This window comes from Paraburkholderia bannensis (assembly GCF_014200455.1).
Lineage (GTDB): Bacteria > Pseudomonadota > Gammaproteobacteria > Burkholderiales > Burkholderiaceae > Paraburkholderia > Paraburkholderia bannensis_A.
The window spans coordinates 53,389-77,686 of the sequence record NZ_JACHBW010000002.1 but is presented as its reverse complement, the minus strand read 5'-3'; the positions used below and the strand labels follow the sequence as shown (position 1 = coordinate 77,686).

The window sequence follows — 24,298 nt, the reverse complement described above, 5'->3', positions numbered from 1 at the left end:
CGATCCCTGGTTTCCTGCCAGCCGCCCGAACTGCCATGTACAAGGTCATCGCCACCGATCTCGACGGAACGTTGCTCAACGCCGACCATCAGCTAGACCCATTTACGGTTGCCACGCTCGGCAAGCTCGATGCGCAAGGGCTGAAGTTCGTCATCGCCACTGGCCGTCATTACAGCGATGTGGCAGGCATTCGCGACCTGATCGGCATTCCCGCCTATCTCATCACGTCGAATGGCGCGCGCGTGCATGGCCCCGATGACGCATTGATTCACGCGAGCAATCTGCCCGAGCCGATGGTGCGCCGTCTCGTCGCCCCGGATACGGTGGGCGAGCATGGCCGCGTGATCGTGAGCCTCTATACGGATACGGAATGGTTCATCGACCGCGATGCGCCCGAACTGCTCGCGTTCCATCAGGATTCGGGCTTCACGTACCGCGTGACTGAGGATCTGGGCGCGCTCGGCAGCGCGGGCATTGCCAAGGCGCTCTATATCGGCGAACCGGCCGATCTCGCGCATGTCGAAGCGAGCCTCACGCGCGAATTCGGCGACGCGCTCTACATCACCTACTCGCTGCCCGATTGCCTGGAAGTCATGGTCGCGGGCGTGTCGAAGGGCCGCGCGCTGCGTGTCGTGCTTGAGCGGCTCGATGTGGGGGCGGCCAATTGCGTCGCGTTCGGCGACAACATGAACGATATCGATCTGCTCGAAACGGCAGGCCATCCGTTCATGATGAACAACGCGAATCCGCTGCTGATGGAGCGCCTGCCGAAAGTGCCGCGCATCGGCAACAACTTCGAGGCGGGCGTCGCGCATCACCTGCGCAAGCTGTTCGCGATCAACGACGAAATCGCTGGCTGATCGCGCTCAGGGCCATTACTGCGCGGGTGGCGTGGGCGCAGGCAGGCCCGCGCAAGGGCACGCGTCGCTCACGCCGTCCAAGTCCTCGCGCTCGTGGCTGAAGCGCACGCGCGGCGTGCCGCTACTCCAGTCCACGCGCACGACATAAATGCTGTCGAAATCGGCGCTCTTCCAACTGGGCACGTCGGACGCTGAGCCGCCATGTTCGGCGACGATCTTGCGCACCATCGTTTCGATTTCGCGGTGCTCCCAGCCAATGACCACGGTGCGATTGCGCTGCGACGTGTCGAGCAGCGTCTTTTCCAGCGCTTCGGTGTGCGAGTGGCCGTATGGCGTCTGGATCGGCAGGCCGAACTGGATTGCCGTGGGTTCGACCGTCGCAAGCGGGCGCACATAATAGTAGGCGTGGCCCCCATCGTCTTTCTGCTCGCCGGGATCCGGTGCGTAGACCGCGTCGGGCTTGCCGTACTTCGCGGCGATCACGGCAGGCAAGGCCAGCGCGCGGTTCAAGCCCTTGCAGTTGAGCTGGCCGAGGCCTTCGGCGGGCTTTTCACCGTGACGCACGAAGATCAGCGTCGTCACATCCGCGTTATCCGGGGCGCTGGCCGCCTGGACCGCGCCCGCGCCTGCGAAGAACACCCCCGCCGCAGGAAAAAGATGCGCCGCGAGCATCACGGTGAAGCGGCTCAACGAGTGTCGTGAATGCATCATGGCGTGCGCCTTGCCCTGGAGTTTGAGGTTGCGCCGATTCTAGCAGCGGCCTCGGTCCATGCAGCGGGAGCCCCGCATCCGCGCCGCCGCCAATGAAAACGGGCGCCGAAGCGCCCGTTTCTTCCATGCCGCGCGAACGCGGCGCGGTATCAGGCTTTCACGCGCGTTGCCAGTTCCGCAACCGCTTCGCGGCGGCCAGCGATCAGCGGGTACACCACGCCCGCAATCACGGCGCCGATGATCGGCGCGACCCAGAACAGCCACAGTTGCGAGATCGCCTCGCCGCCGACGAAGAGCGCGGGGCCGGTCGAGCGCGCGGGATTCACCGAGGTGTTGGTGACCGGGATCGAGATCAGGTGGATGAGCGTGAGGCACAGGCCGATGGCGATCGGCGCGAAACCTGCCGGTGCGCGCACGTCGGTTGCGCCCAGGATCACGAAGAGGAACACCGCCGTCATCACGACTTCGCAGACGAACGCCGCGACCAGCGTGTAGTGGCCCGGCGAGTGGTCGCCGTAGCCGTTGGTGGCGAAGCCGCTCGCGACGAGGTCGAAGCCCGGCTTGCCGCTGGCGATGCACGCGAGCACAGCCGCGCCGATCACCGCGCCAATCACCTGCGCGACGATGTACGGCAGCAGGTCGCGCGCCGGGAAGCGTCCCGCGACGGTCAGGCCGATGCTCACTGCCGGGTTCAGGTGGCAGCCCGAGATATGGCCGATGGCGAAGGCCATGGTGAGCACGGTCAGGCCGAAGGCGAGCGACACGCCCACGAAGCCGATGCCGAGGCCGTGAACCGGCCCGGCGAAATTGGCGGCGAGCACTGCGCTGCCGCAGCCGCCGAGTACCAGCCAGAAGGTGCCGAACATTTCGGCCATAAGTCGTTTGGACAAGTGCATTGTTAGACGCCTCGAAAAGTCATTTGACGGGAGCCGAATAAAGCACCGGCACCGGGAAATGCCAGATTCTAGGGAGTCGCGAAAAGCACGGGTGTCAAGGATTGTCAATTCTGATGTAATTGTTCTCATTATTGCGCGGGATGCGCTCCGAATTCCGAAATCGGCATTGCGTCCTTAATTGGAGAAATATCGGTATAAAACCGTATTAGCAACGATTGCTTATTCTCTTATTTAAGACTAATCTCCGATCGAGTCAGTCAGTTAGATCGACAATGAAGGGGAGAGGAAAAATGTCACAATATTCAGAACTCAAGGCACAGATCGCTCGACTTCAGGCCCAGGCCGATGAGGCCCGGCGCAACGAAATCGCGGATGTGATCGCCATGATCCGCGAGAAAATCGCCGAATATGGCCTGTCGGCCCAGGATCTCGGCTTCGCCGTGACGGTCGCCGCCCGGCGCGGACGCCCGCCCAAGAAGGCGCCGCTGCCGCCGCGCTACCAGGACCCGAAGTCCGGCGCAACCTGGAGCGGGCGCGGCAAGCCGCCCAAATGGATTGCCGGCAAAAATCGCGAACGCTATCTGATCGCCTGACGAATCGGCCAAGCGGGCGGTGGCATCGAAGCCGCTACTCACGCTTTTCCAGATAAAAAGAGCCGCATGAAGCATGCGGCTCTTTTCATAAACAAGGCGTAATCGCGCGATTACTGCATGCGCAAACGATTCACCTTGCCCATTTGTGGTGCTTTTATATCAGGAATGCCGGCTTTATTGCCGCCCGCATATGAGACGGGCAATCGTATCTGACCGATATTCAGCGATCTCAGGCACCCGCTGCCACACGGCGCAGCACAGGACGCTGGGCGGCCGCGATCAATCTCGAATAGCTTTCGACATAATTACTGGCCATGGTGTGCGAAGTGAAACGACGCTCGAATTGAGCGCGAATCGCTTCACGCGAGAGCGAATCGATATTCTGAAGCGCCGCGACGGCGCCCTGGACGTCTTCGCAGATGAAGCCGGTCACGCCCGGATCGATCACTTCCGGCACCGATCCACGGTTGAATGCGACCACTGGCGTGCCGCAGGCCATTGCCTCGATCATCACGAGGCCGAACGGCTCGGACCAGTCGATGGGGAACAGCAGTGCCTTGGCGCCCGAAAGAAACTCGGGTTTCTGCGCTTCATTGATCTCGCCGATGAATTCCACGTGCGCCATCGACAGCAGCGGCTCGATCTCGTTCTTGAAGTAGTCCTGGTCGACCTTGTCCACCTTGGCGGCGATCTTCAGCGGCAGGCCGGACAGCGCGGCGATCCTGATCGCCGTATCCACGCGCTTTTCCGGGCAGATGCGGCCGAGGAACGCGAGATATTCGGGCTTCTTGTCCGTGCGCGGCGTGAGCAGATCCTTGGGCAGGCCGTGGTAGATCGTGTCTAGCCAGTTGGCCTGGCTCAGCGGCTGGCGCTGCGAATCCGAGATCGAAATCACCGGCGCCTGCGGGAACGAGTCGAACACCGGCTGCAACTCCGGCAGGTCGAGACGGCCGTGCAGCGTCGTCACGAACGGCGTATCGAGCGTCGAAAACAACGGGAACGGCAGATAGTCGAGGTGAAAGTGCAGCACGTCGAACTCGTGCGCCATGCGGCGCACGCGTTCCAGCAGCACGATATGCGGCGCCAGCGCGTCGCGGATCGTCGGGTCGAGGCGCAGGGCGCGCGGCCAAGCGGCCTCCAGGTTTGCCGAGGTGACCGAATCGCCGCTGGCGAACAGCGTCACCTCGTGGCCTTGATCAACCAGCGCTTCGGTCAGATAGGACACGACGCGCTCGGTGCCGCCGTAGAGTTTCGGCGGGACGGCTTCGTAAAGTGGCGCAATTTGTGCGATTCGCATAGGCTTGATCTCCTTGGCAAAAACCGCGGGTGACGACAACGACAATCCATTGGAAGACGAAGGCACGGCGGTATCGGGTTATCCCTGAGACCGATTATGGACGTCTCAATCTGCGTGACGAGCTGTTTTGCAAACGCTTAATGTTGTTACAGCGGGATACACCGGCTGTAAGCGGCGGTTGCAAGACGTGACGCGCCCTCGCGGGGAGTTGACGCAATTCGTGTGCCCACTTTGTTAATGGATTCGACCCCTGCAAATGTATTGTTTTGAACGCGATGGAGTTTGTTACGCCCGCGTGAAAAGCCTTTTATAATCTGCTGAAGATTAGTCCCATATGCTTTCGGCATTAATCCCTCAGCCTCCCTCCTTCCTTTTCTACCGCTTGTCAGAAAAATTCCTACACAAAAAGGGAAGTTTTTCTTGCATCGCGTCGCGGCTTCCTTCCGATTTTCTTTTGCGAGTGTGCTCGCCACAATGCAGGCACGACCACTAAACGGGCCGTTTGCTTCGCCGTGCGTCATTTCGCACTCCGTTTGACGGGCAAACGTTTCCGTATCAGGCCTGACCAGCCGCTACGTTTCGAATTCGGGGGTATCCATGAGCGCGACGACGCCAAGCGACATGCTCAGCGAGATCAAGGAAGTCAATCTGTCGTATTTGTTGCTCGCACAACGTTTGCTGCGCGAGGACCGTCCGACCGGCATGTTCCGCATGGGCATCTCGGCCCAGCTGGCGGACGTGCTGGCCAATCTCACATTCGCGCAGACCGCGCGTCTTGCCGCATCCAACCAGCTGCTTTGCCGCTTCCGCTTCGACGACCACGCCATCCTGGGCGCGCTCGCCGACAAGGGCAAATCCGCGCAGACCCATTCCGCCATCCTGATGGCCGGCCAGAGCGTCGAGCAGGTCGGCTGACACCCCAGGGCGAGCGCTTGCACGCCGCCACCAACGTCCGCGTGCGGACCGACTAGCGGGCCGATGCTCGCTCAATACGGGGTCGATGCGGGAGCCTGATGGCGACAAAAAGTGTGGTGCTTGAGGTCAAGGAGATCGCGCTCGCGATCGAGCTGATCGAACTGGGTGCGCGGCTGCAACTGCTCGAAGCGGAACTCTCGCTCTCGCGCGACCGCCTGATCCGGCTTTACAAGGAAGTGAAGGGCGAATCGCCCCCCAAGGGCATGCTGCCGTTCTCGACCGACTGGTTCATGACGTGGCAGCCCAACGTCCACTCCTCGCTGTTCTACAACACGTATCTGTTCATGAGCGGCCAGGGCCGCTGCGACCCGATCCGGGCGATCGTGAAGAGCTACCGGCTCTATCTCGAACACGTGCGCATCCAGGAGGACGAAGCCGCCCTGAGCCTCACGCGGGCCTGGACGCTGGTGCGCTACTTCGCCTCGGGGCTGTTGCAGATGACGCGCTGCACGCGTTGCGGCGGCCGCTTCGTCGCCCACGCTCACGAGCCGCAACGCTATTACGTGTGCGGTTTGTGCCAGCCGCCGTCGCGCGCGGGCCGCACGCGGCGCAGCGCCGCCGCGCTATCCGCCACGCCACTCGCCGCGCCGCCGCTCACGCAGTAAATGGCGACAGATTTAAGCGTCGATGCAGGCCCCATTTCCGCAGATGAAATTCCTGCCGCGCGCGCTGCGCCGCGACCGCACGGCAAGCGTTTGCGACCCGGCCCTGCTTTAGATCAAGCGCGTGGGCCGTCTCCCCATCCAATCCCAAAGTTTTTCGCGCCTGTGCCGTAAACCCATCTAAGGGCGCGGGCCGTGGCGGCTCGCAGCGCAATCTTCTCCAGTGAGGACCCGTCTGTGCTGATTATCGTTGGAACACTCGTGACGCTCGTTTGCGTCTTCGGCGGCTATGCCATGGAGGGCGGCCACCTTGGCGCACTCATGCAGCCGGTCGAAGTGCTGATGATCGCCGGGGCGGGACTCGGCGCGTTCATCCTCGGCAATGGCATGAAGACGATCAAGGCCACGCTGCGCGTGCTGCCGGCACTCTTCAAGGGCTCGAAGTACAGCAAAGAGGTCTACATGGAGCTGCTCGCGCTGCTCTATGTCCTGCTCGCGAAAGCGCGCAAGGAAGGCACGCTCACGCTGGAAGCCGATATCGACGACCCGCAGAAAAGCCCGATCTTCACGCAATACCCGAAGATCCTGGCCGACCATCACATCGTCGAATTCCTCACCGACTACCTGCGTCTGATGGTGGGCGGCAACATGAACGCGTTTGAAATCGAAAGCCTCATGGACGAGGAAATCGAAACCCATCACGCCGAAGGCGAAGCGCCCGCGCATGCGCTGTCGAAGGTGGGCGACGCGATGCCGGCGTTCGGTATCGTCGCCGCCGTGATGGGCGTGGTGCACACCATGGCGTCGGCGGACAAGCCGCCTGCGGTGCTCGGCGAGATGATCGCCCAGGCGCTGGTCGGCACCTTCCTCGGCATTCTGCTTTCTTACGGTCTGATCGGCCCGCTCGCCTCGCTCGCCGAGCAGCGCGTGACCGAGTCCACCAAGATGTTCCAGTGCATCAAGGTGACGATTCTCGCGAGCCTGAACGGCTATGCACCGGCCATTGCCGTCGAATTTGGCCGCAAGGTGCTGTTTTCGACCGAGCGTCCGTCGTTCTCGGAGCTCGAAGAGCATGTGCGCCGCGTGAAGGCGAAGTAAGGACCGCGTCATGAGCAACAACAAGGACCGCGCAATCGTCGTCAAGCGCGCCGCCCCGAAAAAGGGCGGCCACCACGGCGGCGCATGGAAGCTCGCCTACGCGGACTTCATGACCGCGATGATGGCGTTCTTCCTGCTGATGTGGCTGCTCAGCTCGGCCTCCACGGTGCAGTTGAAGGGCATTGCCGATTACTTCAACCAGCCGCTCAAGGTCACGCTCTGGGGCGGCGACCGCAGCGCGGAAGATTCGTCGATCGTGAAGGGCGGCGGGCGCGATATCTCGTCGCAGCAAGACGGCATCACGCGCCGCAGCGACGGCATGACCGAGCGCACCGACCGCAGTAACATCAAGCACAACGACGACGAAGCGACGAAGCAGACGCAAGGCTCGCTCGAACGCAAGGAAGAAGTGCGCCTGCACGACCTGCAGGTCAAGCTGATGGCCGCGATCGAAGCGAACCCGGTGCTGCGCCAGTTCAAGCAGCAGATCCGCGTGGATTCGACGCTGCAGGGCCTGCGCATCGAAATCGTCGATTCGCAGAAGCGCCCGATGTTCGCAACCGCGCGTGACGTGGTCGAGCCGTATATGCGCGACATTCTGCAGGCGATCGGCAAGACGCTCAACGACGTGCCCAACCGCATCGTCGTACAGGGCCACACCGACGCCGTGCCGTACGCAGGCGGCGAGAGCGGCTACAGCAACTGGGAACTGTCCGCCGACCGCGCGAACGCCTCGCGCCGCGAGCTGATCGCGGGCGGCATGGACGAATCGAAGGTGCTGCGCGTGCTGGGCCTCGCCTCCACGCAGAACCTGAACAAGGCCGATCCGCTCGATCCGGAAAACCGCCGCATCAGCATCATCGTGCTCAACAAAAAGTCGGAAGACGCCCTGGAGCATGACGACTCCACGGCCACCACGCTTTCGGACGACGCCGCGGGTTCGGGCAAGTCGCTGTTGCCCGCAATCTCGGGCGGCGGCGCGCCGGCCGCCTCGGCGGCGCCAGGTGCGGATGCAACGAATGTGACGAAAGCGCCGCCGGGCGTGGCGCCGGTTGTGCCCGCGGGCGTCAAGCTCGGGCCGGTGGCGGCGGGTGTGGCGCTCAGTATTCCGGGCAAGCCCTCGGTGCCTTGAGGCGTCGGAAGGCGTCAGCAGACGTCGGAAGGCGCGAGGCCGGGCAACGGGCCAAGCGGCGAGCGAAGTAACGAACAGCGCGAACGAGGAACGGATGATCAGAAATATTCTGGCGATCGACGATTCGGCGTCCATGCGGGAGATCCTGTGTGCGGCGCTCGGCTCGGCGGGTTACGAAGTGACGACGGCCAACGACGGCGAAGACGGGCTCGAACACGCGCTCGCGCAACGTTTCGATCTGGTGCTGACCGATCTGTACATGCCGCGCATGGGCGGGCTCGACCTGATCAAGCGCCTGCGCGCCAACCCGTCGTACCAGCAAACGCCCATCCTCGTGCTGACCACGGAATCGGACGAAGGCTTCAAGGCAGCCGTGCGCGAAGCGGGCGCGACTGGCTGGATCGAAAAACCGGTGGATCCCGAACTGCTCGTCGATCTGGCGAGCGCGCTCGGCGAAACGCAACCATGACATCAGGCGCTCTGCGGTAGACCGCACGCAGATCCTGCCCCTGCACTGACGTCAGTGCATGGACCAGGACCCGGAAGCGGAACCAACGGCGCGCCCCCCACGCATTAATCGCGGTGAAAGAGCAATGACTCTCGACATCACTCAGTTCTACCAGACGTTTTTTGACGAGGCGGACGAGCTGCTCGCGCAGATGGAGCAGCTTCTCCTGAACCTGAACGTCGGCCAGCCCGATCCCGAGGATCTGGCGGCGATCTTTCGCGCGGCGCACTCGATCAAGGGCGGCGCGGCGACGTTCGGCTTCACGGCGCTGACCGAAACGACCCACGTGCTCGAATCGCTGCTCGACCGCGCACGCAACAACGAAATCGTGTTGCGCACGGACATGGTCGACGTGTTCCTCGAAACCAAGGACGTGCTGTCCGATCAGCTCGCGGCCTACCGCGCGAGCGCGGAGCCGGACGCGGCGACCGCCGCCGCCATGCGCGCGAAACTCGAACGCCTGAACGCGGAAAGCTCGGGCGTCGCGCCTGCGGCTGCGGTGGCCGGGGTGTCTGTGGCGGCCGCGCCGGACATCGCGCCCGCACCGGCGCCGATCGTGCCGATTCCCGCACCCGTGATGGCTTCGTCCGCACCGGCGATGGACTCGGACGAGGATCTCGAAGCCGCGTTCGAAGCGCACCGCGTGAGCTCGTTCCCGGCCAGCTCGCCTGCCGGCGTTGCGGCGAGCGTGCCCGAGCATGTCGTCGACGAAGCGCTGGCCGCCGCACCCGCAGCGGGCGCGCAAACGGCTGCAGCAGGCGCCGCCGAAGGCCCGCATCTGCGCATCACGCTGCGTCGCGTCGGCGCCAAGGACCAGGAACTGCTCGCCGAGGAACTCGGCAACCTGGGCCGCATCCTCGGTCAGGTGAAGACCGGCGACGACCTCACGCTGTGGCTCGAAACCGATGTGCCCTCGGACGACATCGTCGCCGTGTGCTGCTTCGTGATCGACGAAAGCCAGATTTCGATTGGCCGTGGCGCCGCACCGCAAGGCGACGCCGAAGCCGCCGCGCCCGCGGCCGCGCCTGTCGTGGCCGCGCCCGCTCCGGTTGCGGCACCTGTCATGGCCGCACCGCTGGCCGCCGCGCCCGCCGCACCGGCTCCGGTTGCCGCGCCGCCCGCGCCGCCCGCGCCGGTGGCCGCTGCGGCACCGGCCGCCGCGCCCGCAGCCGCGGCAGGCGATCACGAACGCAAACCGCGTGCGGCCGCTGCCGCATCGGCGGAAGGCAGCTCGATTCGCGTGGGCGTGGAAAAGGTCGACCAGCTCATCAACCTGGTGGGCGAACTCGTCATCACGCAGGCGATGCTGGCGGAAACCACCAGCACCTTCGATCCGGCGCTGCACGACCGTCTTTTCAACGGCATGGCGCAGCTCGAACGCAACGCGCGCGACCTGCAGGAAGCGGTGATGTCGATCCGCATGATGCCGATGGATTACGTGTTCAGCCGCTTCCCGCGTCTGGTGCGCGACCTCGCGTCGAAGCTCGGCAAGGAAGTGGAGCTGGTCACGTTCGGTCAGGCGACCGAACTCGACAAGAGCCTGATCGAGCGCATCATCGACCCGCTCACCCACCTCGTGCGCAACTCGCTCGACCACGGCATCGAAACCGTGGAAGCGCGCCGCGCCGCGGGCAAGGACGGCACCGGGCAGCTGGTGCTGTCCGCCGCGCACCATGGCGGCAATATCGTGATCGAGGTGAGCGACGACGGCGCGGGTCTGCGCCGCGACAAGATTCTCGCCAAGGCGGCCAAGCAGGGCATGCAGGTCAGCGACACGATGTCGGACGACGAGGTCTGGAACCTCATCTTCCTGCCGGGTTTCTCGACCGCCGAACAGGTCACGGACGTCTCGGGCCGCGGCGTCGGCATGGACGTGGTGAAGCGAAACATCCAGTCGATGGGCGGCCACGTCGAGATCACCTCGCACGCGGGCAAGGGCAGCACCACGCGCATCGTGCTGCCGCTCACGCTGGCGATTCTCGACGGCATGTCGGTGAAGGTCGGCAACGAAATCTTCATCCTGCCGCTGAACTTCGTGATGGAGTCGCTGCAACCGCGCCACGAGGACATCTACACGGTCACCAACGGCGACCGCGTGGTGCGCGTGCGTGGCGAATATCTGCCGCTGGTCGCGCTGCATAACGTCTTCAATGTCGAAGGCGCGCGCACCGATCCGACGCAGGGCATCGTCACCATCATGGAAACCGAGGGTCGCCGCTTCGCGATGCTGATCGACGAACTGGTGGGCCAGCAGCAGGTCGTGGTGAAGAACCTCGAAACGAACTACCGCAAGGTGCACGGCATTTCGGCGGCGACCATCCTGGGCGACGGCAGCGTCGCACTGATCGTCGACGTGGCCGCGCTCAATCGTGAAACGCGTGCATCACACGGCGTGGCCGTGGGCTCGCACGGCGGCGCGAATTCCGGCTCGTTCGCCGAATTCGCCTGAGCAGGCGCTTCGGCACAGGCATCGGCATGAGCAGGCATCAACCAACCATTTCCCAACCGTTCAGGGGCTAACGTGGCAGAAGTCCATTCCATCCAGGGCGGCGGCGCACAGGGCGCAGTCGCCGGCGCGCACCGCCGCGACGCGCAACAGGCCGACGCAGGCGGTCAGGAGTTCCTCGTCTTTACGCTGGGCGCGGAAGAGTACGGCATCGACATTCTCAAGGTCCAGGAAATCCGCGGCTACGAGAGCGTGACGCGCATCGCCAACGCACCGGAATTCATCAAGGGCGTCATCAATCTGCGCGGCATCATCGTGCCGATCGTGGACATGCGCATCAAGTTCCACCTCGGTCGCGTGGAGTACGACCACCAGACCGTGGTCATCATCCTGAACGTCGCGCATCGCGTGGTGGGCATGGTGGTGGACGGCGTGTCCGACGTGCTGACGCTGCAGATGGACCAGATCATGCCCGCGCCGGAATTCGGCGCGACGCTCACCACCGAGTACCTCACGGGCCTCGGCACGGTGGACGGCCGCATGCTGATCCTGATGGACATCGAAAAGCTCATGACGAGCCGCGAGATGGCGCTGATCGAAGCGCTCGGCGTCTAACCCGACGTCCGGGCCGTGTAACAGCAAGAGACAAGGCACTACATCAGGGAAGGAAGCCAAGGTTGTTGCTACGGGGGTGAGGCCGCAAGGCCCGCGCTAGAGGAAGAGCGGACAAGCCGTCGCCCAAGAGCGGCAAAACCGCCTCGCTGCGTCGCTTTCCTCCTGCGCGCTTCGTTCACCACCGGCAACACCAGGCGCCAGACCCGCGATCAATCCGATTCCGCCGCACAGGACAGGAGCAAACGAGATGCTGCACAAGTGGTCGATCCGCACGACGCTCACGGGCGTTGGGGTCATTCTCCTTGCGCTGACCGGTCTGGTCGGCGCGCTCGGGCTTATCGCGCTCGGCAACGCGAGCGATTCGCTCGCGACCATCGCACGGGGCGATCTCGTCGCGATGCATTCGCTCAACGACGCTTCGTCGTATCTGCTGCGCACGCGCGTATCGCTCGACCGCGTGAACGCGCTCTACGCCGCAGGCCAGAACGACGAAGCCAAAAAGGTCATCGACCGCGCCGATTTCCTGCTCGGCAAGTCGAACGACTCGTGGAAGACCTTCGTTGCCGCGCCCAAGGCGGGCATTGACGCCGCCACGCTCGACGCGCTCAACGCAAAGCGCGCGGCGCTGCTGCAGGACGGCGTGCAGCCCGAATTCGCCGCCTTGCGCGCGAACGACCAGGCCGCTTATCACGCCATCGCCGACACGAAGATCAGCCCGATGTTCGTCGACTACGACAACGCGGCTGCGCCCATCGCCCAGCAGTTGCAGGACGGCGCGCAGGCGCGCGAAGAAAGCGCGCGCTCGCAGATCACGGTGATGCGCTCGCTGATTGGCGGCGTGATCGTGGTGGCGCTGGTGCTGGTGGTGGCGATCCGCTTCGCGATGCGCGGCCTGATCGTGCAGCCGCTCGAAGACGCGGTGAAATCGTTCGAGCGCATCGCGCACGGCGATCTGACCGAGCGCATCGAGGTCTACAGCAAGAACGAAATCGGCCGTCTGTTCGCGGGCATCAAGCGCATGCAGGAAAGCCTCATCACGCTCGTGAGCGCCGTGCACAACGGCGCGGGCTCAATCGACGTGGGCGCGCGCGAAATCGCCATGGGCAATACCGATCTCTCGCAGCGCACCGAACAGCAGGCCGCGTCGCTGCAGGAAACGGCGTCGAGCATGGAGCAGCTCACGGGCACCGTGCGCCAGAACGCCGAAAACGCGCGCCAGGCGAGCCAGCTGGCCGTGAACGCCTCCGACATCGCCACGCGCGGCGGCGCGGTGGTGGGCGAAGTGGTGTCGACGATGCAGGACATCGCCGCAAGCTCGGCAAAGGTCGTGGACATCATCAGCGTGATCGAAGGCATCGCGTTCCAGACCAACATTCTCGCGCTCAACGCGGCCGTGGAAGCGGCGCGCGCGGGCGAGCAGGGGCGCGGCTTCGCGGTGGTGGCAGGCGAAGTGCGCAGCCTCGCGCAGCGCAGCGCCAGCGCCGCCAAGGAAATCAAGGAACTCATCAACGATTCCGCCGAGAAGGTGCAAAGCGGATCGCAACTGGTGGGCCGCGCGGGCACGACGATGGACGACATCCTTCAGGCCGTGCGTCGCGTGACCGACATCATGGGTGAGATCAGCGCGGCATCGGAGGAGCAGTCGGGCGGCATCGAGCAGGTCAACCGCGCCGTCACACAGATGGACACCGTCACGCAGCAGAACGCCGCGCTGGTGGAAGAGGCGGCGGCGGCGGCGGCATCGCTCGAAGAGCAGACCCGCAATCTGCAGAGCGTGCTGGCGACGTGGCGCACGAACAGTGGCAGCCACGGCGCTCACGGTAGCGAAGCGCGTGCGGTGCGTGCGACGGCGACGCCGGCTGTGTCGGCATCGGCAACGCCTGCTGTGAAGGCTGCGGCGCCCAAGCCCGCGGCACCGAAGGCCGCAGCAACCGCAACCGCATCCGCAGCAAAGCGTGCGCCGCTGGCCAAACCGGCTGCGGACACGGCAGCGGCGGCGAAGCCGTCGCCCAGGCCCGCCGCACGCACTGAACCGCAAATCGCCAGCACGGCGTCGTCCGCTTCGGACGATTCGGACTGGGAAACGTTCTGATCTCTCCGCCGCAAGCGGAACCCTTGAAACACTGATATCGCGACGAGCACAGCAATGCACATGAGCGCACCAGGACGGCAGGAGATGCACCGCGCCGCTGCCCGCAAGGCGGCGCAAGCGGCGCGCCCCGCGTATGCGCCGCACGCATTGCAGGCGGGCGGCCAGGCGGCAACGGCCATGGAAGATTCGATCAACGCAGCAGGCATGCGCGCAGGGCGCGCCGGAGCGGCAGCATGAACGCGCTGCGTTTTTCCCGCAACGATCGTCATGGCGAGGTGCGCGCCGGCGCGCCCGGCACCGGTGGCGAGGGCGCCGCGCGCGATTTCGAATTTACCTCGGCGGATTTCGAGCGCATCCGCTCGCTGATCCACCGCCGCGCCGGCATTTCCTTGTCCGACCACAAGCGCGACATGGCCTACAGCCGTCTCGCGCGGCGTCTGCGCGCGCTCGGCCTCGACAGCTTCCGCGACTATCTCGACGAACTCGAAAAGCGCAACGACGCCAGCGAGTGGGAAGCGTTCACCAACGCGCTCACCACCAACCTCACCGCGTTCTTTCGCGAGGCGCATCACTTTCCGATCCTCGCCGATTTCGTCAAACGCCGCGCGCAGCCGGTTTCGGTGTGGTGCTCGGCGGCGTCGACGGGCGAGGAGCCTTACTCGATCGCGATGACGCTGATCGAAGCGCTGGGCGAGCGCGCCGCGCGCGAAGCGAAGGTGCTGGCCACCGACCTCGACACCCAGGTGCTCGCCAAGGCCGACGCGGGCGTCTACGCCTACGACCAGGTCAAGCATCTGTCGCCCGAACGCCTCAAGCGTTTCTTCCTGAAGGGCACGGGTTCGCACGCGGGTCTCGTGAAGGTGCGCCCGGAACTGCGGCAGATGATCAAGTTCGAGCAGCTCAATCTGACCGACGCCGATTACGGCCTGCGCCAGAACTTCGACGCGATCTTCTGCCGCAACGTGATGATCTACTTCGACAAACCGACCCAGGCGCAGGTGCTCACGCGCTTCGAGCCGCTGATGAAGCCGGACGGACTGCTGTTCGCAGGCCACTCGGAGAACTTCACGTATGTGACGCAGGCGTTCCGTCTGCGCGGCCAGACCGTGTATGAACTGACGCGCGGCAAGGCCGCGGGCGCCAACGCGAAACCCGCTGGCGCGAAAGCCGAGGCGCTGGGAGCGACCGCATGAGCACGCGCCTGCCGATCGCCACCAACCGTTATTTCGACAACCACTTTCACCGCCCCGGCGTGAAACTGCTGCCGAACGAGTTTTTCACCACGAACGAGGACATGGTGCTGGTCACCGTGCTCGGTTCGTGTGTGGCCGCCTGTATCCAGGACCGCACCGCCGGGATCGGCGGCATGAATCACTTCATGCTGCCCGACGACGGCGCCGACGCCGCCCATGCGCCGCACGCCGCCTCCGACGCGATGCGCTACGGCGCATACGCGATGGAAATGCTCATCAACGAACTCATCAAGGCGGGCGGGCGCCGCGAGCGTTTCGAAGCCAAGGTGTTCGGCGGCGCGGCGGTGCTGGCGGGCATGACGACGATGAATATCGGCGATCGCAATTCCGCTTTCGTGCGCCGCTATCTGGCCACGGAAAGCATTCGCATCACCGCCGAAGACCTGCAGGGCTCGCATCCGCGCAAGGTGGCGTTTTTGCCGCGCACGGGCCAGGTGATGGTCAAGAAGTTGCGCCTGTCGCAGGAGACGAGCGTCGCCGAGCGCGAGCAGCAGCTCGCCGCGCAGAGCGCCGAAGCACGCGCCGAGCGACTGGCGCGCGCGCGCGCCCGCGTCGAGCTGTTCAGTCTGAACGGCGCTGGACGCAGCGGCAGCAGCGCGGCAGGCAACGCGGGCGGCAACCCCTTTCCAACATCCGCGCCGCAGCCGGCGCGCCCGCGCATCGAACTGTTCGGTGTCGGCGGCGCATCGGCCACGCGGCCATCCAGTCAAGGTCATGGTTTCGGCCATGACAACGCCAGGACAGTAGAGGAGGCGTGAACGCTGTGCAAAAAATCAAGGTTCTCTGCGTCGATGATTCGGCGCTGATCCGCAGCCTGATGACCGAGATCATCAACAGCCAGCCGGACATGACCGTCGTCGCCACCGCGCCCGACCCGCTCGTGGCGCGCGAGCTGATCAAGCAGCACAACCCCGACGTGCTCACGCTCGACGTGGAAATGCCGCGCATGGACGGTCTCGATTTCCTGGAGAAGCTCATGCGGCTGCGGCCGATGCCGGTCGTGATGGTGTCGTCGCTGACCGAGCGCGGCAACGAAATCACGTTGCGCGCGCTGGAACTGGGCGCGGTCGATTTCGTGACCAAGCCCAAGGTCGGCATTCGCGACGGCATGCTCGATTACGCCGAAAAGCTCGCCGACAAGGTGCGCGCCGCCTCGCGCGCGCGCGTGCGTCCGGCCGCGCCCGCGCGTGCAGCCGCGCCCGCCGTGCCTGCCGCCGGAGCGCCGCACGCAGGTGCACATGCAGCAGCGCACGCCTCGCATGGCGCGCATGCGCCGGTCGCCGCCGCGCCGATGATCAACAACCCGCTGCTGTCGACCGAAAAGCTGATCATCGTCGGCGCATCGACGGGCGGCACCGAAGCGATCCGCGAAGTGCTCCAGCCGCTGCCGCCCGACGCGCCCGCGGTGCTGATCGCGCAGCACATGCCGCCGGGCTTCACGAAGTCGTTCGCGCAGCGCCTGAACGGCCTGTGCCGCATCACCGTGAAGGAAGCGGAGCACGGCGAACGCGTGCTGCCCGGTCACGCCTATATCGCGCCGGGTCACGCCCACCTGCTGCTCGCGCGCAGCGGCGCGAACTACATCGCTCATCTTTCCGACGACCCGCCGGTGAACCGGCATCGTCCGTCGGTGGACGTGCTGTTCCGCTCGGCGGCGCAGCACGCGGGCAAGAACGCCATCGGCGTGATCCTGACGGGCATGGGCCGCGACGGCGCGGCGGGCCTGCTGGAGATGCGCAAGGCCGGCGCCTTCACGCTCGCGCAGGACGAAGCGAGCTGCATCGTGTTCGGCATGCCGCGCGAAGCCATCGCGCTGGGCGCCGCCGACGAGATCGCCTCGCTGTCCGAGATGAGCCGCCGCGTGATGACGCGACTGGCCTCGATGGGCGATCGCGTGCAGCGCGTCTAAAGTTATTGGCGCAAACGCCGCAAACACAGGGAGTGGCGCTTGCGCATCGATATTTCGAGAAATCGCAGGGCCTTGTAAGGGTTGTGCGATCGATCACGATTAATTTATCTGGATAGGCACCGCGCTTGTCTGGATAATTGCCCGGGTTTTAGCCTGGAGAATGGAACCGAGATGGATAAGGGAATGAAGATTCTGGTTGTGGACGACTTTCCGACGATGCGCCGGATTGTCCGCAACCTGCTCAAGGAACTGGGCTACGCGAACGTCGATGAAGCCGAAGACGGCGCAGCGGGCCTCGCGCGCCTGCGCGGCGGCAACTACGATTTTGTGATTTCCGACTGGAACATGCCGAACCTCGACGGTCTTGCCATGCTCAAGGAAATCCGCGCCGACGCGTCGCTCACGCACCTGCCGGTGCTGATGGTGACCGCCGAGTCGAAGAAGGAAAACATCATCGCCGCAGCCCAGGCGGGCGCCAGCGGCTACGTCGTGAAGCCGTTCACGGCGGCGACGCTCGACGAGAAGCTCAACAAGATTCTCGAAAAGATGGCGAAGACCGGGAGCTGACGTGAACGAGCCCATTGATGCGTCCGCGCAGGACGACGCCGGCGAATCGGGCGAGTTCGCGACGGACCGCATTCTCGCGCGCATCGGCCAGCTGACGCGCACGCTGCGCGATTCGATGCGCGAGCTTGGTCTCGACAAGCACGTGGAGCGCGCCGCCGAGGCGGTGCCCGACGCGCGCGACCGGCTGCGCTATGTCGCCGACATGACCGAGCAGGCCGCCGTGCGCGTGCTGACCGCGATCGAACTCGCCAAGCCGATGCAGGAAAAGCTCGAAGCCGACGCGAAAGTGCTGTCGGCGCGCTGGGCGACCTGGTACGACGCACCGATCGGGCGCGAGGAAGTGCGCGCGCTGATGGAAGACACCCGCCAGTTCCTCGACGTGGTGCCGCAGACGACCGCGGCGACGAATCAGCACCTGCTCGAAATCATGCTTGCGCAGGATTTCCAGGATCTGACCGGCCAGGTGATAAAGAAGATCATGGACGTGGTCTATCTGATCGAGCAGCAACTGCTGACGGTGCTGGTCGAGAACATCGCGCCCGAGCGGCGCGAACAGTTCGCGGCCACGGCGGCGGCGCTGGCCGAGGTGCACGCAAGCACGGGCAGCCCCGAAGGTCTGCTCAACGGTCCGCAGATCAATCCGGAAGGCAAGGCCGACGTGATGCAGGACCAGGCGCAGGTCGACGACCTGCTCGCAAGCCTCGGTTTCTGAAGCACAGGAGCGGGTTGGGCGTCGCGTGATGCACGGATGATGCGCGGCGCTTAACAACCGTCACGGCGGGCGTATTCTGGCCCTTCGGCGATCTGTCGGATGTCATGTGGGACAGGCATACTAGAGGACGTTCGCTCATCGCCGCCGCAGGGCGCATCCACGCGTGCCGTCGCGCTGCAACGAAGCGAAGCCTGCCGTTCCCCGCCGAGCCGTCGTCCACCTTCTTGCTGCGCCCGCTGTCGTGATCCGGGCCGGTGGGCGTCACGCCTCACGCGGACGAACGCGCCACCGAAAGAAGGGAGGGCCGCCTTGAATCCGCAACGATCGACCATTGAGTCTGGCGCGACGGCAACATCCGTCGGCACATCGGTTTTATCCGCTTCCTCATTTAAGCCCACGGCATCGCGCATCGCATGCGCCGCCCTATGCGCCATGGGTATGTTGGCCGGCTCGCAAACGGCCAGCGCCGCGCTCGGCGCCGCGCCCATGACCACGCCGTCCGGTGCGAGCGTCAACACCATCTCCGGGGCCGCGTCCTCCGTGGCGCGCCAGGCCGCCCAGAGCAACGCGTCCTCAAGCACTTCCGCCGCTTACACCGTGCGCGAAACCACGCTCGCCAACGGCACGGCCGTGCGCGAATATCTTTCGAGCGCCGGTACGGTGTTCGCGGTCGCGTGGAGCGGGCCGCAGATGCCCGATCTCGCCACGCTGCTCGGCAGCTACTTCCCGCAGTACGTCGCGGGCGTGCAGGCGAGCCGCGCGAAGGGCGTGCGCGGGCCGGGCGCGGTCGAGAACAGCGCGGTCGTCGTGCATTCGGGCGGCCATATGGGCGCCTTCTCGGGTCAGGCGTGGCTGCCGTCGGCGTTGCCGTCGGGCTTCAGCACGTCCGACATCCAATGACGAACGGGAGGCGACGCGTGTTCAACTACAGAATCCTCAACGGCCTCGTTCGCGAGAAGCGCAGCCTCGTCCTCACCGCCATGTTTGCGCTGATGTTCGCGCTGACGGCGGGTCTGGCCGCATGCGGCGGCGGTGGCGGCAGTTCCAGTTCCAGCACGTCGAGCACCTCGGGCAGCAGCGACACCTCCTCGCTGCCCGCCGGGCCGACCCAGCAGCCTATCGCCGCGACCGCGGCGAATACCGTCGCCGTGACGGTCAACAGCGGCATCACCAACGCCACGCCGAACATTCCCACCGTCAGCGTGACGGTTTGCGTGGCGAACAGCACCACCTGCCAGACCATCGCCAACGTTCAGGTGGATACCGGCTCCTACGGCCTGCGCATCCTGAATTCGGCGCTCAACAGCACCATGCAGGGCGCGCTGCCCAAGGTCACCTCGGGCACCAGCACGCTGGCCGAATGCACGGCGTTCGCGGACGGCTACACCTGGGGTACGGTGCGCACCGCCGACGTCAAGATTAGCGGCGAAACGGCCAGCGCGATCCCGATCCAGGTGATCGGCGACCTCGCTACGTCGAGCGTGCCGCAGGTTTGCGCGAATATCGGCGCGGCGCAGAACACCACCTCGGCGATCGGGGCGAACGGTATTCTGGGCATCGGCGTCGCGCCGTGGGATTGCGGCAAGAACTGCGTGACGGCGGCGAGCAGCAACTACTTCGCCTGCCCGAACGGCACCAATTGCAGCCAGACGGCCGTTGCGCTCACGCAGCAGGTGGCCAATCCGGTCGCGCACTTCACCACCGACAACAACGGCGTGATCCTGCAGATGCCGCCGGTTTCGAATAGCGGCCAGGCGAGCGCCACGGGCACACTGGTGTTCGGCATCGGCACGCAGTCGAATAACGCCCTGTCGGCCTCGCAGCGCTTCACCACCAACGCCTGGGGCGACCTTTCGACGACCTTCAATAGCCGCTCGCTGGCGGCGTTCCTGGATTCGGGCTCGAACGGCATTTTCTTCGCCGATAGCGCCATCGCCCAGTGCGGCGGCAATCTCGGCGCGTTCTATTGCCCGTCCACGGCGCTCACGTTCACCACCACGCTGGTCGATCAGAACAACAATTCCGGCAGCATCAGTTTCAACGTGGCGAACGCCTCCACGCTGCTCGGCAATACCAGCTTCTTCGCGTTCAACGATCTGGCGGGGCAGTTCGGCTCCAATTCGAGCCTCGATCTCGGTCTGCCGTTCTTCTACGGCCGATACGTCTATTACGGGATCGATCAGACCGGCACGGGCGGCACGCAGGCGCCCTACGTGGCGTTCTGATCCGCACGCAGGGACATCGCAGGGAGCTCGCAGGGAGCCTGAAGCGCAACGCTTCTGGCTCCCTGATTCATCTCTGTGAGCCTGTCCCTGTTTTCTTCGTGCGTATTCCCGCGCGCGCCCATCCGGTGAAATACCCCGGTTTCCCTGTCCTACTCCGCCGATCGTCGCTTGCCCGCCAAGGCAATAATCGCTCTCACTGAAAAAGGGCGTGCGCCGTCACCACATGGGTGGCGGGCTGCGTGCGCCGCCGACCGGAGCATCTGTGGCAGAGGACAGCGACCTCGAAAAAACCGAATCCGCCACTCCCAAGCGCCTCGAAAAGGCGCGTGAGGAGGGGCAGATTGCGCGTTCGCGGGAGCTTTCCACGTTCGCGCTGCTATCGGCGGGGTGCTTTGGCGCGTGGCTGATGTCGGACACCATCGGTGGACATTTGCTGGCGATGCTGCGCGGCGCGCTGACGTTCAATCACGCCAGCGCCTTCGAGACCAAACGCATGCTCACCGGCGCAGGCGTGGCCGCGCGCGAAGGCGTTTTCGCGGTGCTGCCCGTGCTCGCGCTGACCGGCGCAGCCGCGTTGCTCTCACCTCTGGCGCTGGGCGGCTGGCTGTTCTCGACCAAGTCGATTGGCGTGAAGTTCGACCGTCTCAATCCGATGACGGGTCTTGGCCGCATCTTCTCGCTCAACGGTCCGGTGCAGCTGGGGATGTCGACGGTGAAGACGCTGCTGGTGGGTGCGATCGGCGGCTCGGCGCTGTGGAACCACCGCGAGGAGATCCTGGGTCTGGGCATGCAGCCGGCGCCGCGCGCCTTCGCCGACGCCTTTCACCTGATCGTGGTGTGCTGCGGCATGACGGTCGCGGGCATGTTCCTGCTGGCTGCCATCGACGTGCCGTATCAGCTCTGGTCGTATCACCGCAAGCTGCGCATGACCAAGGAAGAAGTGAAGCGCGAGCACCGCGAGAGCGAAGGCGATCCGCACGTGAAAGGCCGCATTCGCCAGCAGCAGCGCGCCATGGCGCGCCGCCGCATGATGGCGCAAGTGCCCAAGGCCGACGTGGTGGTGACCAACCCGACGCACTTCGCCGTCGCGCTGCAATACACCGACGGCGAAATGCGTGCGCCGCGCGTGGTCGCCAAGGGCGTGAACCTGGTGGCGGCGCGTATCCGCGATCTCGCCACCGAGCACAACATCCCCCTGCTCGAAGCGCCGCCGCTCGCCCGCGCGCTCTATCACAACGTCGATCTGAACCGCGAAATTCCCGGCCCGCTCTACGGCGCGGTCGCGCAGGTGCTCGCGTGGGTCTATCAGCTCAAGCGCTTTCGCGAACATGGCGGCGACGTGCCGATGGCGCCCACCGACCTGGACGTGCCGCCGGAACTGGACAAGGGCGGCGTGAGCGACGAGGACGCCGCCGAGGAAGCCGACGAAACGCTGTCGCCGGAAGACGGCGCGGCAAAGACTGACGCTGCCGCAGCCAATGCCGCGAACGCAGCACCGAATCAAGCAAGCACCGCAGGTCGCGCCGACACCGCGCGCGACGGCAATGAAGGAGCAACGTAATGAACGCCCGCACTGGTTTCCTCGCGCGGCGCCCAGAGATGCTGCAAAGCACGAATCTGCGCGCACTCGCCGGGCCGATCCTGATCTGCATGATCCTCGGCATGATGATCCTGCCGTTGCCGCCGTTCCTGCTGGATCTGCTGTTCACCTTCAACATCGCGCTCTCGGTGATGGTGCTGCTGGTCAGCATGTACACCATGAAGCCGCTCGATTTCGCCGCGTTCCCGAGCGTGCTGCTGTTCTCCACGCTGCTGCGCCTGTCGCTGAACGTGGCGTCCACGCGTATCGTGCTGCTCGAAGGCCACACTGGCCCCGACGCCGCGGGCAAGGTGATCGAATCGTTCGGCCACTTCCTCGTGGGCGGCAACTTCGCCGTCGGTATCGTGGTGTTCGTGATCCTGATGGTGATCAACTTCATGGTGATCACCAAGGGCGCGGGGCGTATCGCTGAAGTGTCCGCGCGCTTCACGCTCGACGCGATGCCGGGCAAGCAGATGGCGATCGACGCCGACCTGAACGCCGGTCTCATCAACGAAGAAGCCGCCCGCAAGCGCCGCACGGAAATTGCCCAGGAAGCCGAGTTCTACGGCTCGATGGACGGCGCCAGCAAGTTCGTGCGCGGCGATGCGATCGCCGGTTTGCTGATCATGGCGATCAACATCATCGGCGGCCTGATCGTGGGCGTGGTGCAGCACGGCATGGCGTTCGGCGCGGCGGGCGAAACCTACACGCTGCTGACCATCGGTGACGGCCTCGTTGCGCAGATTCCGTCGCTGGTGATTTCGACCGCCGCCGGCGTGATCGTTTCGCGCGTGGCGACCAACGAAGACATCGGCACGCAGTTGACGGGCCAGTTGTTCACGAACCCGCGCGTGCTGGTGATCACCGGCTCGATCCTCCTGATGATGGGTCTGATCCCGGGCATGCCGCACTTCGCCTTCTTGCTGCTGGGCGGCGGCGCGATCCAGCTTGGCCGCGTGATGAAAAAGAGCGCCGAGGCGAAGAAGGCGAGCGCCGTGCTGGCCGACGTGCTGCCGGCGGCCGCTGCGCCGGTCGAAAACACCGAGGCGAGCTGGGACGACGTGGCGCTAATCGACACGCTCGGCCTGGAAGTGGGCTACCGCATCATTCCGCTGGTCGACAAGAACACCGACGGCGAACTGCTCAAGCGCATCAAGAGCATCCGCAAGAAGTTCGCACAGGAAATCGGTTTCCTGCCGCCGGTCATCCATATCCGCGACAACCTGGAACTGCGTCCGAACGCCTACCGCATCACGCTCAAGGGCGTGGAAGTGGGCTCGGGCGAGGCGTATCCGGGCCAGTGGCTCGCGATCAACCCGGGTCAGGTGAGCGCAGTGCTGCCGGGCACGCCGACCACCGATCCCGCGTTCGGCCTGCCGGCGATCTGGATCGATTCGAACATGCGCGAACAGGCGCAGGTGTTCGGCTACACGGTGGTCGATTCGAGCACGGTGGTGGCGACTCACCTGAATCACCTCGTGGTGACGCACGCCGCAGAACTGCTCGGCCGCCGCGAAGTGCAGGCCCTGCTGGAGCGCGTGCAGAAAGACACGCCGTCGCTGGTCGACGATCTGGTGCCGAAGATCATGCAGGTCACGACGCTGCAAAAGGTGCTGCAGAACCTGCTGGAAGAAGGCGTGCCGATCCGCGACATGCGCACGATCATGGAGTCGCTGGCCGAACACGCGCAGCGCTCGCCGGACGCGCACGATCTCACGGCGGCGGTGCGCATATCGCTGGGCCGCGCGATCACGCAGCAGTGGTTCCCGGGCAACGGCGACATGCAGGTGATGGGCCTCGACGCAAACCTGGAGCGTGTGCTGTCGCAGACGCTGACCTCCGGGCCGAATCCGGGGCTGGAGCCGGGCCTCGCGCATACGCTGCTCACGCAGACCGAAACGGCGATGGGCCGTCAGCAGGTGCTGGGTCTGGCGCCGGTGCTGCTGGTGCAGCATGCGCTGCGTCCGATGCTCTCGCGCTTCCTGCGGCGCAGCCTGCCGCAGTTGAAGGTGCTGTCGTACGCGGAAGTGCCGGATACGCGCAATGTGAAGGTGGTGAATGTGGTGGGGGTGGGTTGAGAGAGGTGAGGGCAGTCGCCGGAGCGGATTGATGTTCTGTACCGGGTGCGCGTTCCCGAAGTTCGGCCAGGTCTTTGAATCCTTGCTGTAACGCGTCGAACAGGCGTGGCTTTTTCAATTTGTGCTCCCAGGAATGCCCGCAATTCG

At 65.0% G+C, this 24,298-nt stretch carries 24 protein-coding genes; 20 read left to right on the top strand and 4 right to left on the bottom strand.

The features are described 5' to 3' along the window. The first annotated feature begins 35 nt into the window (after nucleotides 1–35). Complete coding sequence (locus tag F4827_RS03380; protein ID WP_183721576.1) at nucleotides 36–860, top strand: Cof-type HAD-IIB family hydrolase; 825 nt, start codon at nucleotides 36–38, stop codon at nucleotides 858–860. Between the two features lie 15 nt (nucleotides 861–875). On the opposite strand, the gene F4827_RS03375 is transcribed toward F4827_RS03380, so the two are convergent. Continuing rightward, nucleotides 876–1,571 (bottom strand): histidine phosphatase family protein, encoded by a 696-nt coding sequence (locus tag F4827_RS03375; RefSeq protein WP_183721573.1) that lies wholly within the window; start codon nucleotides 1,569–1,571, stop codon nucleotides 876–878. Between the two features lie 149 nt (nucleotides 1,572–1,720). Continuing rightward, nucleotides 1,721–2,467 (bottom strand): aquaporin Z, encoded by a 747-nt coding sequence (gene aqpZ / locus F4827_RS03370; protein ID WP_183721570.1) that lies wholly within the window; start codon nucleotides 2,465–2,467, stop codon nucleotides 1,721–1,723. A gap of 290 nt (nucleotides 2,468–2,757) precedes the next feature. Between aqpZ and F4827_RS03365 the strand changes: the two genes are divergently transcribed. Continuing rightward, a complete protein-coding gene (locus tag F4827_RS03365; protein WP_183721567.1) occupies nucleotides 2,758–3,060 on the top strand; it encodes an H-NS family nucleoid-associated regulatory protein in 303 nt (100 codons plus the stop codon). A gap of 229 nt (nucleotides 3,061–3,289) precedes the next feature. On the opposite strand, the gene F4827_RS03360 is transcribed toward F4827_RS03365, so the two are convergent. Both F4827_RS03360 and F4827_RS03355 read right to left on the bottom strand, forming a co-directional pair. Continuing rightward, nucleotides 3,290–4,357 carry a glycosyltransferase family 4 protein gene (locus F4827_RS03360; RefSeq protein WP_183721564.1) on the bottom strand — a complete coding sequence of 356 codons (1,068 nt, stop codon included), beginning with the start codon at nucleotides 4,355–4,357 and terminating at the stop codon, nucleotides 3,290–3,292. A 146-nt stretch (nucleotides 4,358–4,503) separates the two neighbouring features. Then, nucleotides 4,504–4,878: a hypothetical protein gene (locus F4827_RS03355; protein ID WP_183721561.1), complete on the bottom strand. Its 375-nt coding sequence runs from the start codon at nucleotides 4,876–4,878 to the stop codon at nucleotides 4,504–4,506. A 76-nt stretch (nucleotides 4,879–4,954) separates the two neighbouring features. Here F4827_RS03355 and flhD point away from each other — a divergent pair, with 76 nt between their 5' ends. The 18 genes from flhD (at nucleotide 4,955) to flhA (ending at nucleotide 24,151) form a co-directional block, all read left to right on the top strand. Further along, nucleotides 4,955–5,272 (top strand): flagellar transcriptional regulator FlhD, encoded by a 318-nt coding sequence (gene flhD, locus F4827_RS03350; RefSeq protein WP_027816039.1) that lies wholly within the window; start codon nucleotides 4,955–4,957, stop codon nucleotides 5,270–5,272. A 98-nt stretch (nucleotides 5,273–5,370) separates the two neighbouring features. Beyond that, the gene (gene flhC / locus F4827_RS03345; RefSeq protein WP_183721558.1) at nucleotides 5,371–5,937 is read left to right on the top strand and encodes a flagellar transcriptional regulator FlhC; all 567 of its coding nucleotides are present in this window, start codon (nucleotides 5,371–5,373) and stop codon (nucleotides 5,935–5,937) included. Between the two features lie 234 nt (nucleotides 5,938–6,171). Further along, entirely contained in the window at nucleotides 6,172–7,032 is an 861-nt protein-coding gene (motA, locus tag F4827_RS03340) for a flagellar motor stator protein MotA (protein WP_027816040.1), read from the top strand. 10 nt (nucleotides 7,033–7,042) lie between these two features. Beyond that, the gene (motB, locus tag F4827_RS03335; RefSeq protein ID WP_183721555.1) at nucleotides 7,043–8,164 is read left to right on the top strand and encodes a flagellar motor protein MotB; all 1,122 of its coding nucleotides are present in this window, start codon (nucleotides 7,043–7,045) and stop codon (nucleotides 8,162–8,164) included. A gap of 94 nt (nucleotides 8,165–8,258) precedes the next feature. Further along, entirely contained in the window at nucleotides 8,259–8,633 is a 375-nt protein-coding gene (locus F4827_RS03330; RefSeq protein ID WP_183721552.1) for a response regulator, read from the top strand. A 124-nt stretch (nucleotides 8,634–8,757) separates the two neighbouring features. After that, entirely contained in the window at nucleotides 8,758–11,121 is a 2,364-nt protein-coding gene (locus F4827_RS03325) for a chemotaxis protein CheW (protein WP_183721549.1), read from the top strand. A gap of 72 nt (nucleotides 11,122–11,193) precedes the next feature. After that, nucleotides 11,194–11,733 (top strand): chemotaxis protein CheW, encoded by a 540-nt coding sequence (locus tag F4827_RS03320; protein WP_183721546.1) that lies wholly within the window; start codon nucleotides 11,194–11,196, stop codon nucleotides 11,731–11,733. A gap of 247 nt (nucleotides 11,734–11,980) precedes the next feature. Beyond that, nucleotides 11,981–13,825, top strand: a complete 1,845-nt coding sequence (locus F4827_RS03315; RefSeq protein ID WP_183721543.1) for a methyl-accepting chemotaxis protein — start codon at nucleotides 11,981–11,983, stop codon at nucleotides 13,823–13,825. 60 nt (nucleotides 13,826–13,885) lie between these two features. Continuing rightward, nucleotides 13,886–14,062 carry a hypothetical protein gene (locus F4827_RS03310; protein ID WP_183721541.1) on the top strand — a complete coding sequence of 59 codons (177 nt, stop codon included), beginning with the start codon at nucleotides 13,886–13,888 and terminating at the stop codon, nucleotides 14,060–14,062. After that, entirely contained in the window at nucleotides 14,059–15,018 is a 960-nt protein-coding gene (locus tag F4827_RS03305) for a CheR family methyltransferase (protein WP_183721537.1), read from the top strand. The genes F4827_RS03310 and F4827_RS03305 overlap by 4 nt, the downstream gene beginning before the upstream one ends. Further along, nucleotides 15,015–15,836 (top strand): chemoreceptor glutamine deamidase CheD, encoded by an 822-nt coding sequence (gene cheD / locus F4827_RS03300; RefSeq protein ID WP_183721535.1) that lies wholly within the window; start codon nucleotides 15,015–15,017, stop codon nucleotides 15,834–15,836. The genes F4827_RS03305 and cheD overlap by 4 nt, the downstream gene beginning before the upstream one ends. Before the next feature lie 5 nt (nucleotides 15,837–15,841). Continuing rightward, nucleotides 15,842–16,987 (top strand): chemotaxis response regulator protein-glutamate methylesterase, encoded by a 1,146-nt coding sequence (locus tag F4827_RS03295; protein WP_183721532.1) that lies wholly within the window; start codon nucleotides 15,842–15,844, stop codon nucleotides 16,985–16,987. Nucleotides 16,988–17,158: 171 nt separating this feature from the next. Beyond that, a complete protein-coding gene (cheY, locus tag F4827_RS03290; protein WP_167070163.1) occupies nucleotides 17,159–17,554 on the top strand; it encodes a chemotaxis response regulator CheY in 396 nt (131 codons plus the stop codon). Between the two features lies 1 nt (nucleotide 17,555). Continuing rightward, entirely contained in the window at nucleotides 17,556–18,266 is a 711-nt protein-coding gene (gene cheZ, locus F4827_RS03285; protein ID WP_183721529.1) for a protein phosphatase CheZ, read from the top strand. 432 nt (nucleotides 18,267–18,698) lie between these two features. Further along, complete coding sequence (locus F4827_RS03280) at nucleotides 18,699–19,166, top strand: DUF2844 domain-containing protein (RefSeq protein WP_183721526.1); 468 nt, start codon at nucleotides 18,699–18,701, stop codon at nucleotides 19,164–19,166. An 80-nt stretch (nucleotides 19,167–19,246) separates the two neighbouring features. Continuing rightward, a complete protein-coding gene (locus F4827_RS03275) occupies nucleotides 19,247–20,491 on the top strand; it encodes a DUF3443 domain-containing protein (protein ID WP_183722691.1) in 1,245 nt (414 codons plus the stop codon). Nucleotides 20,492–20,753: 262 nt separating this feature from the next. Next, entirely contained in the window at nucleotides 20,754–22,052 is a 1,299-nt protein-coding gene (gene flhB / locus F4827_RS03270) for a flagellar biosynthesis protein FlhB (protein WP_183721523.1), read from the top strand. Further along, nucleotides 22,052–24,151 (top strand): flagellar biosynthesis protein FlhA, encoded by a 2,100-nt coding sequence (flhA, locus tag F4827_RS03265; RefSeq protein ID WP_183721520.1) that lies wholly within the window; start codon nucleotides 22,052–22,054, stop codon nucleotides 24,149–24,151. Before flhB ends, flhA begins: the two co-directional genes overlap by 1 nt. Nucleotides 24,152–24,298: the final 147 nt, after the last annotated feature.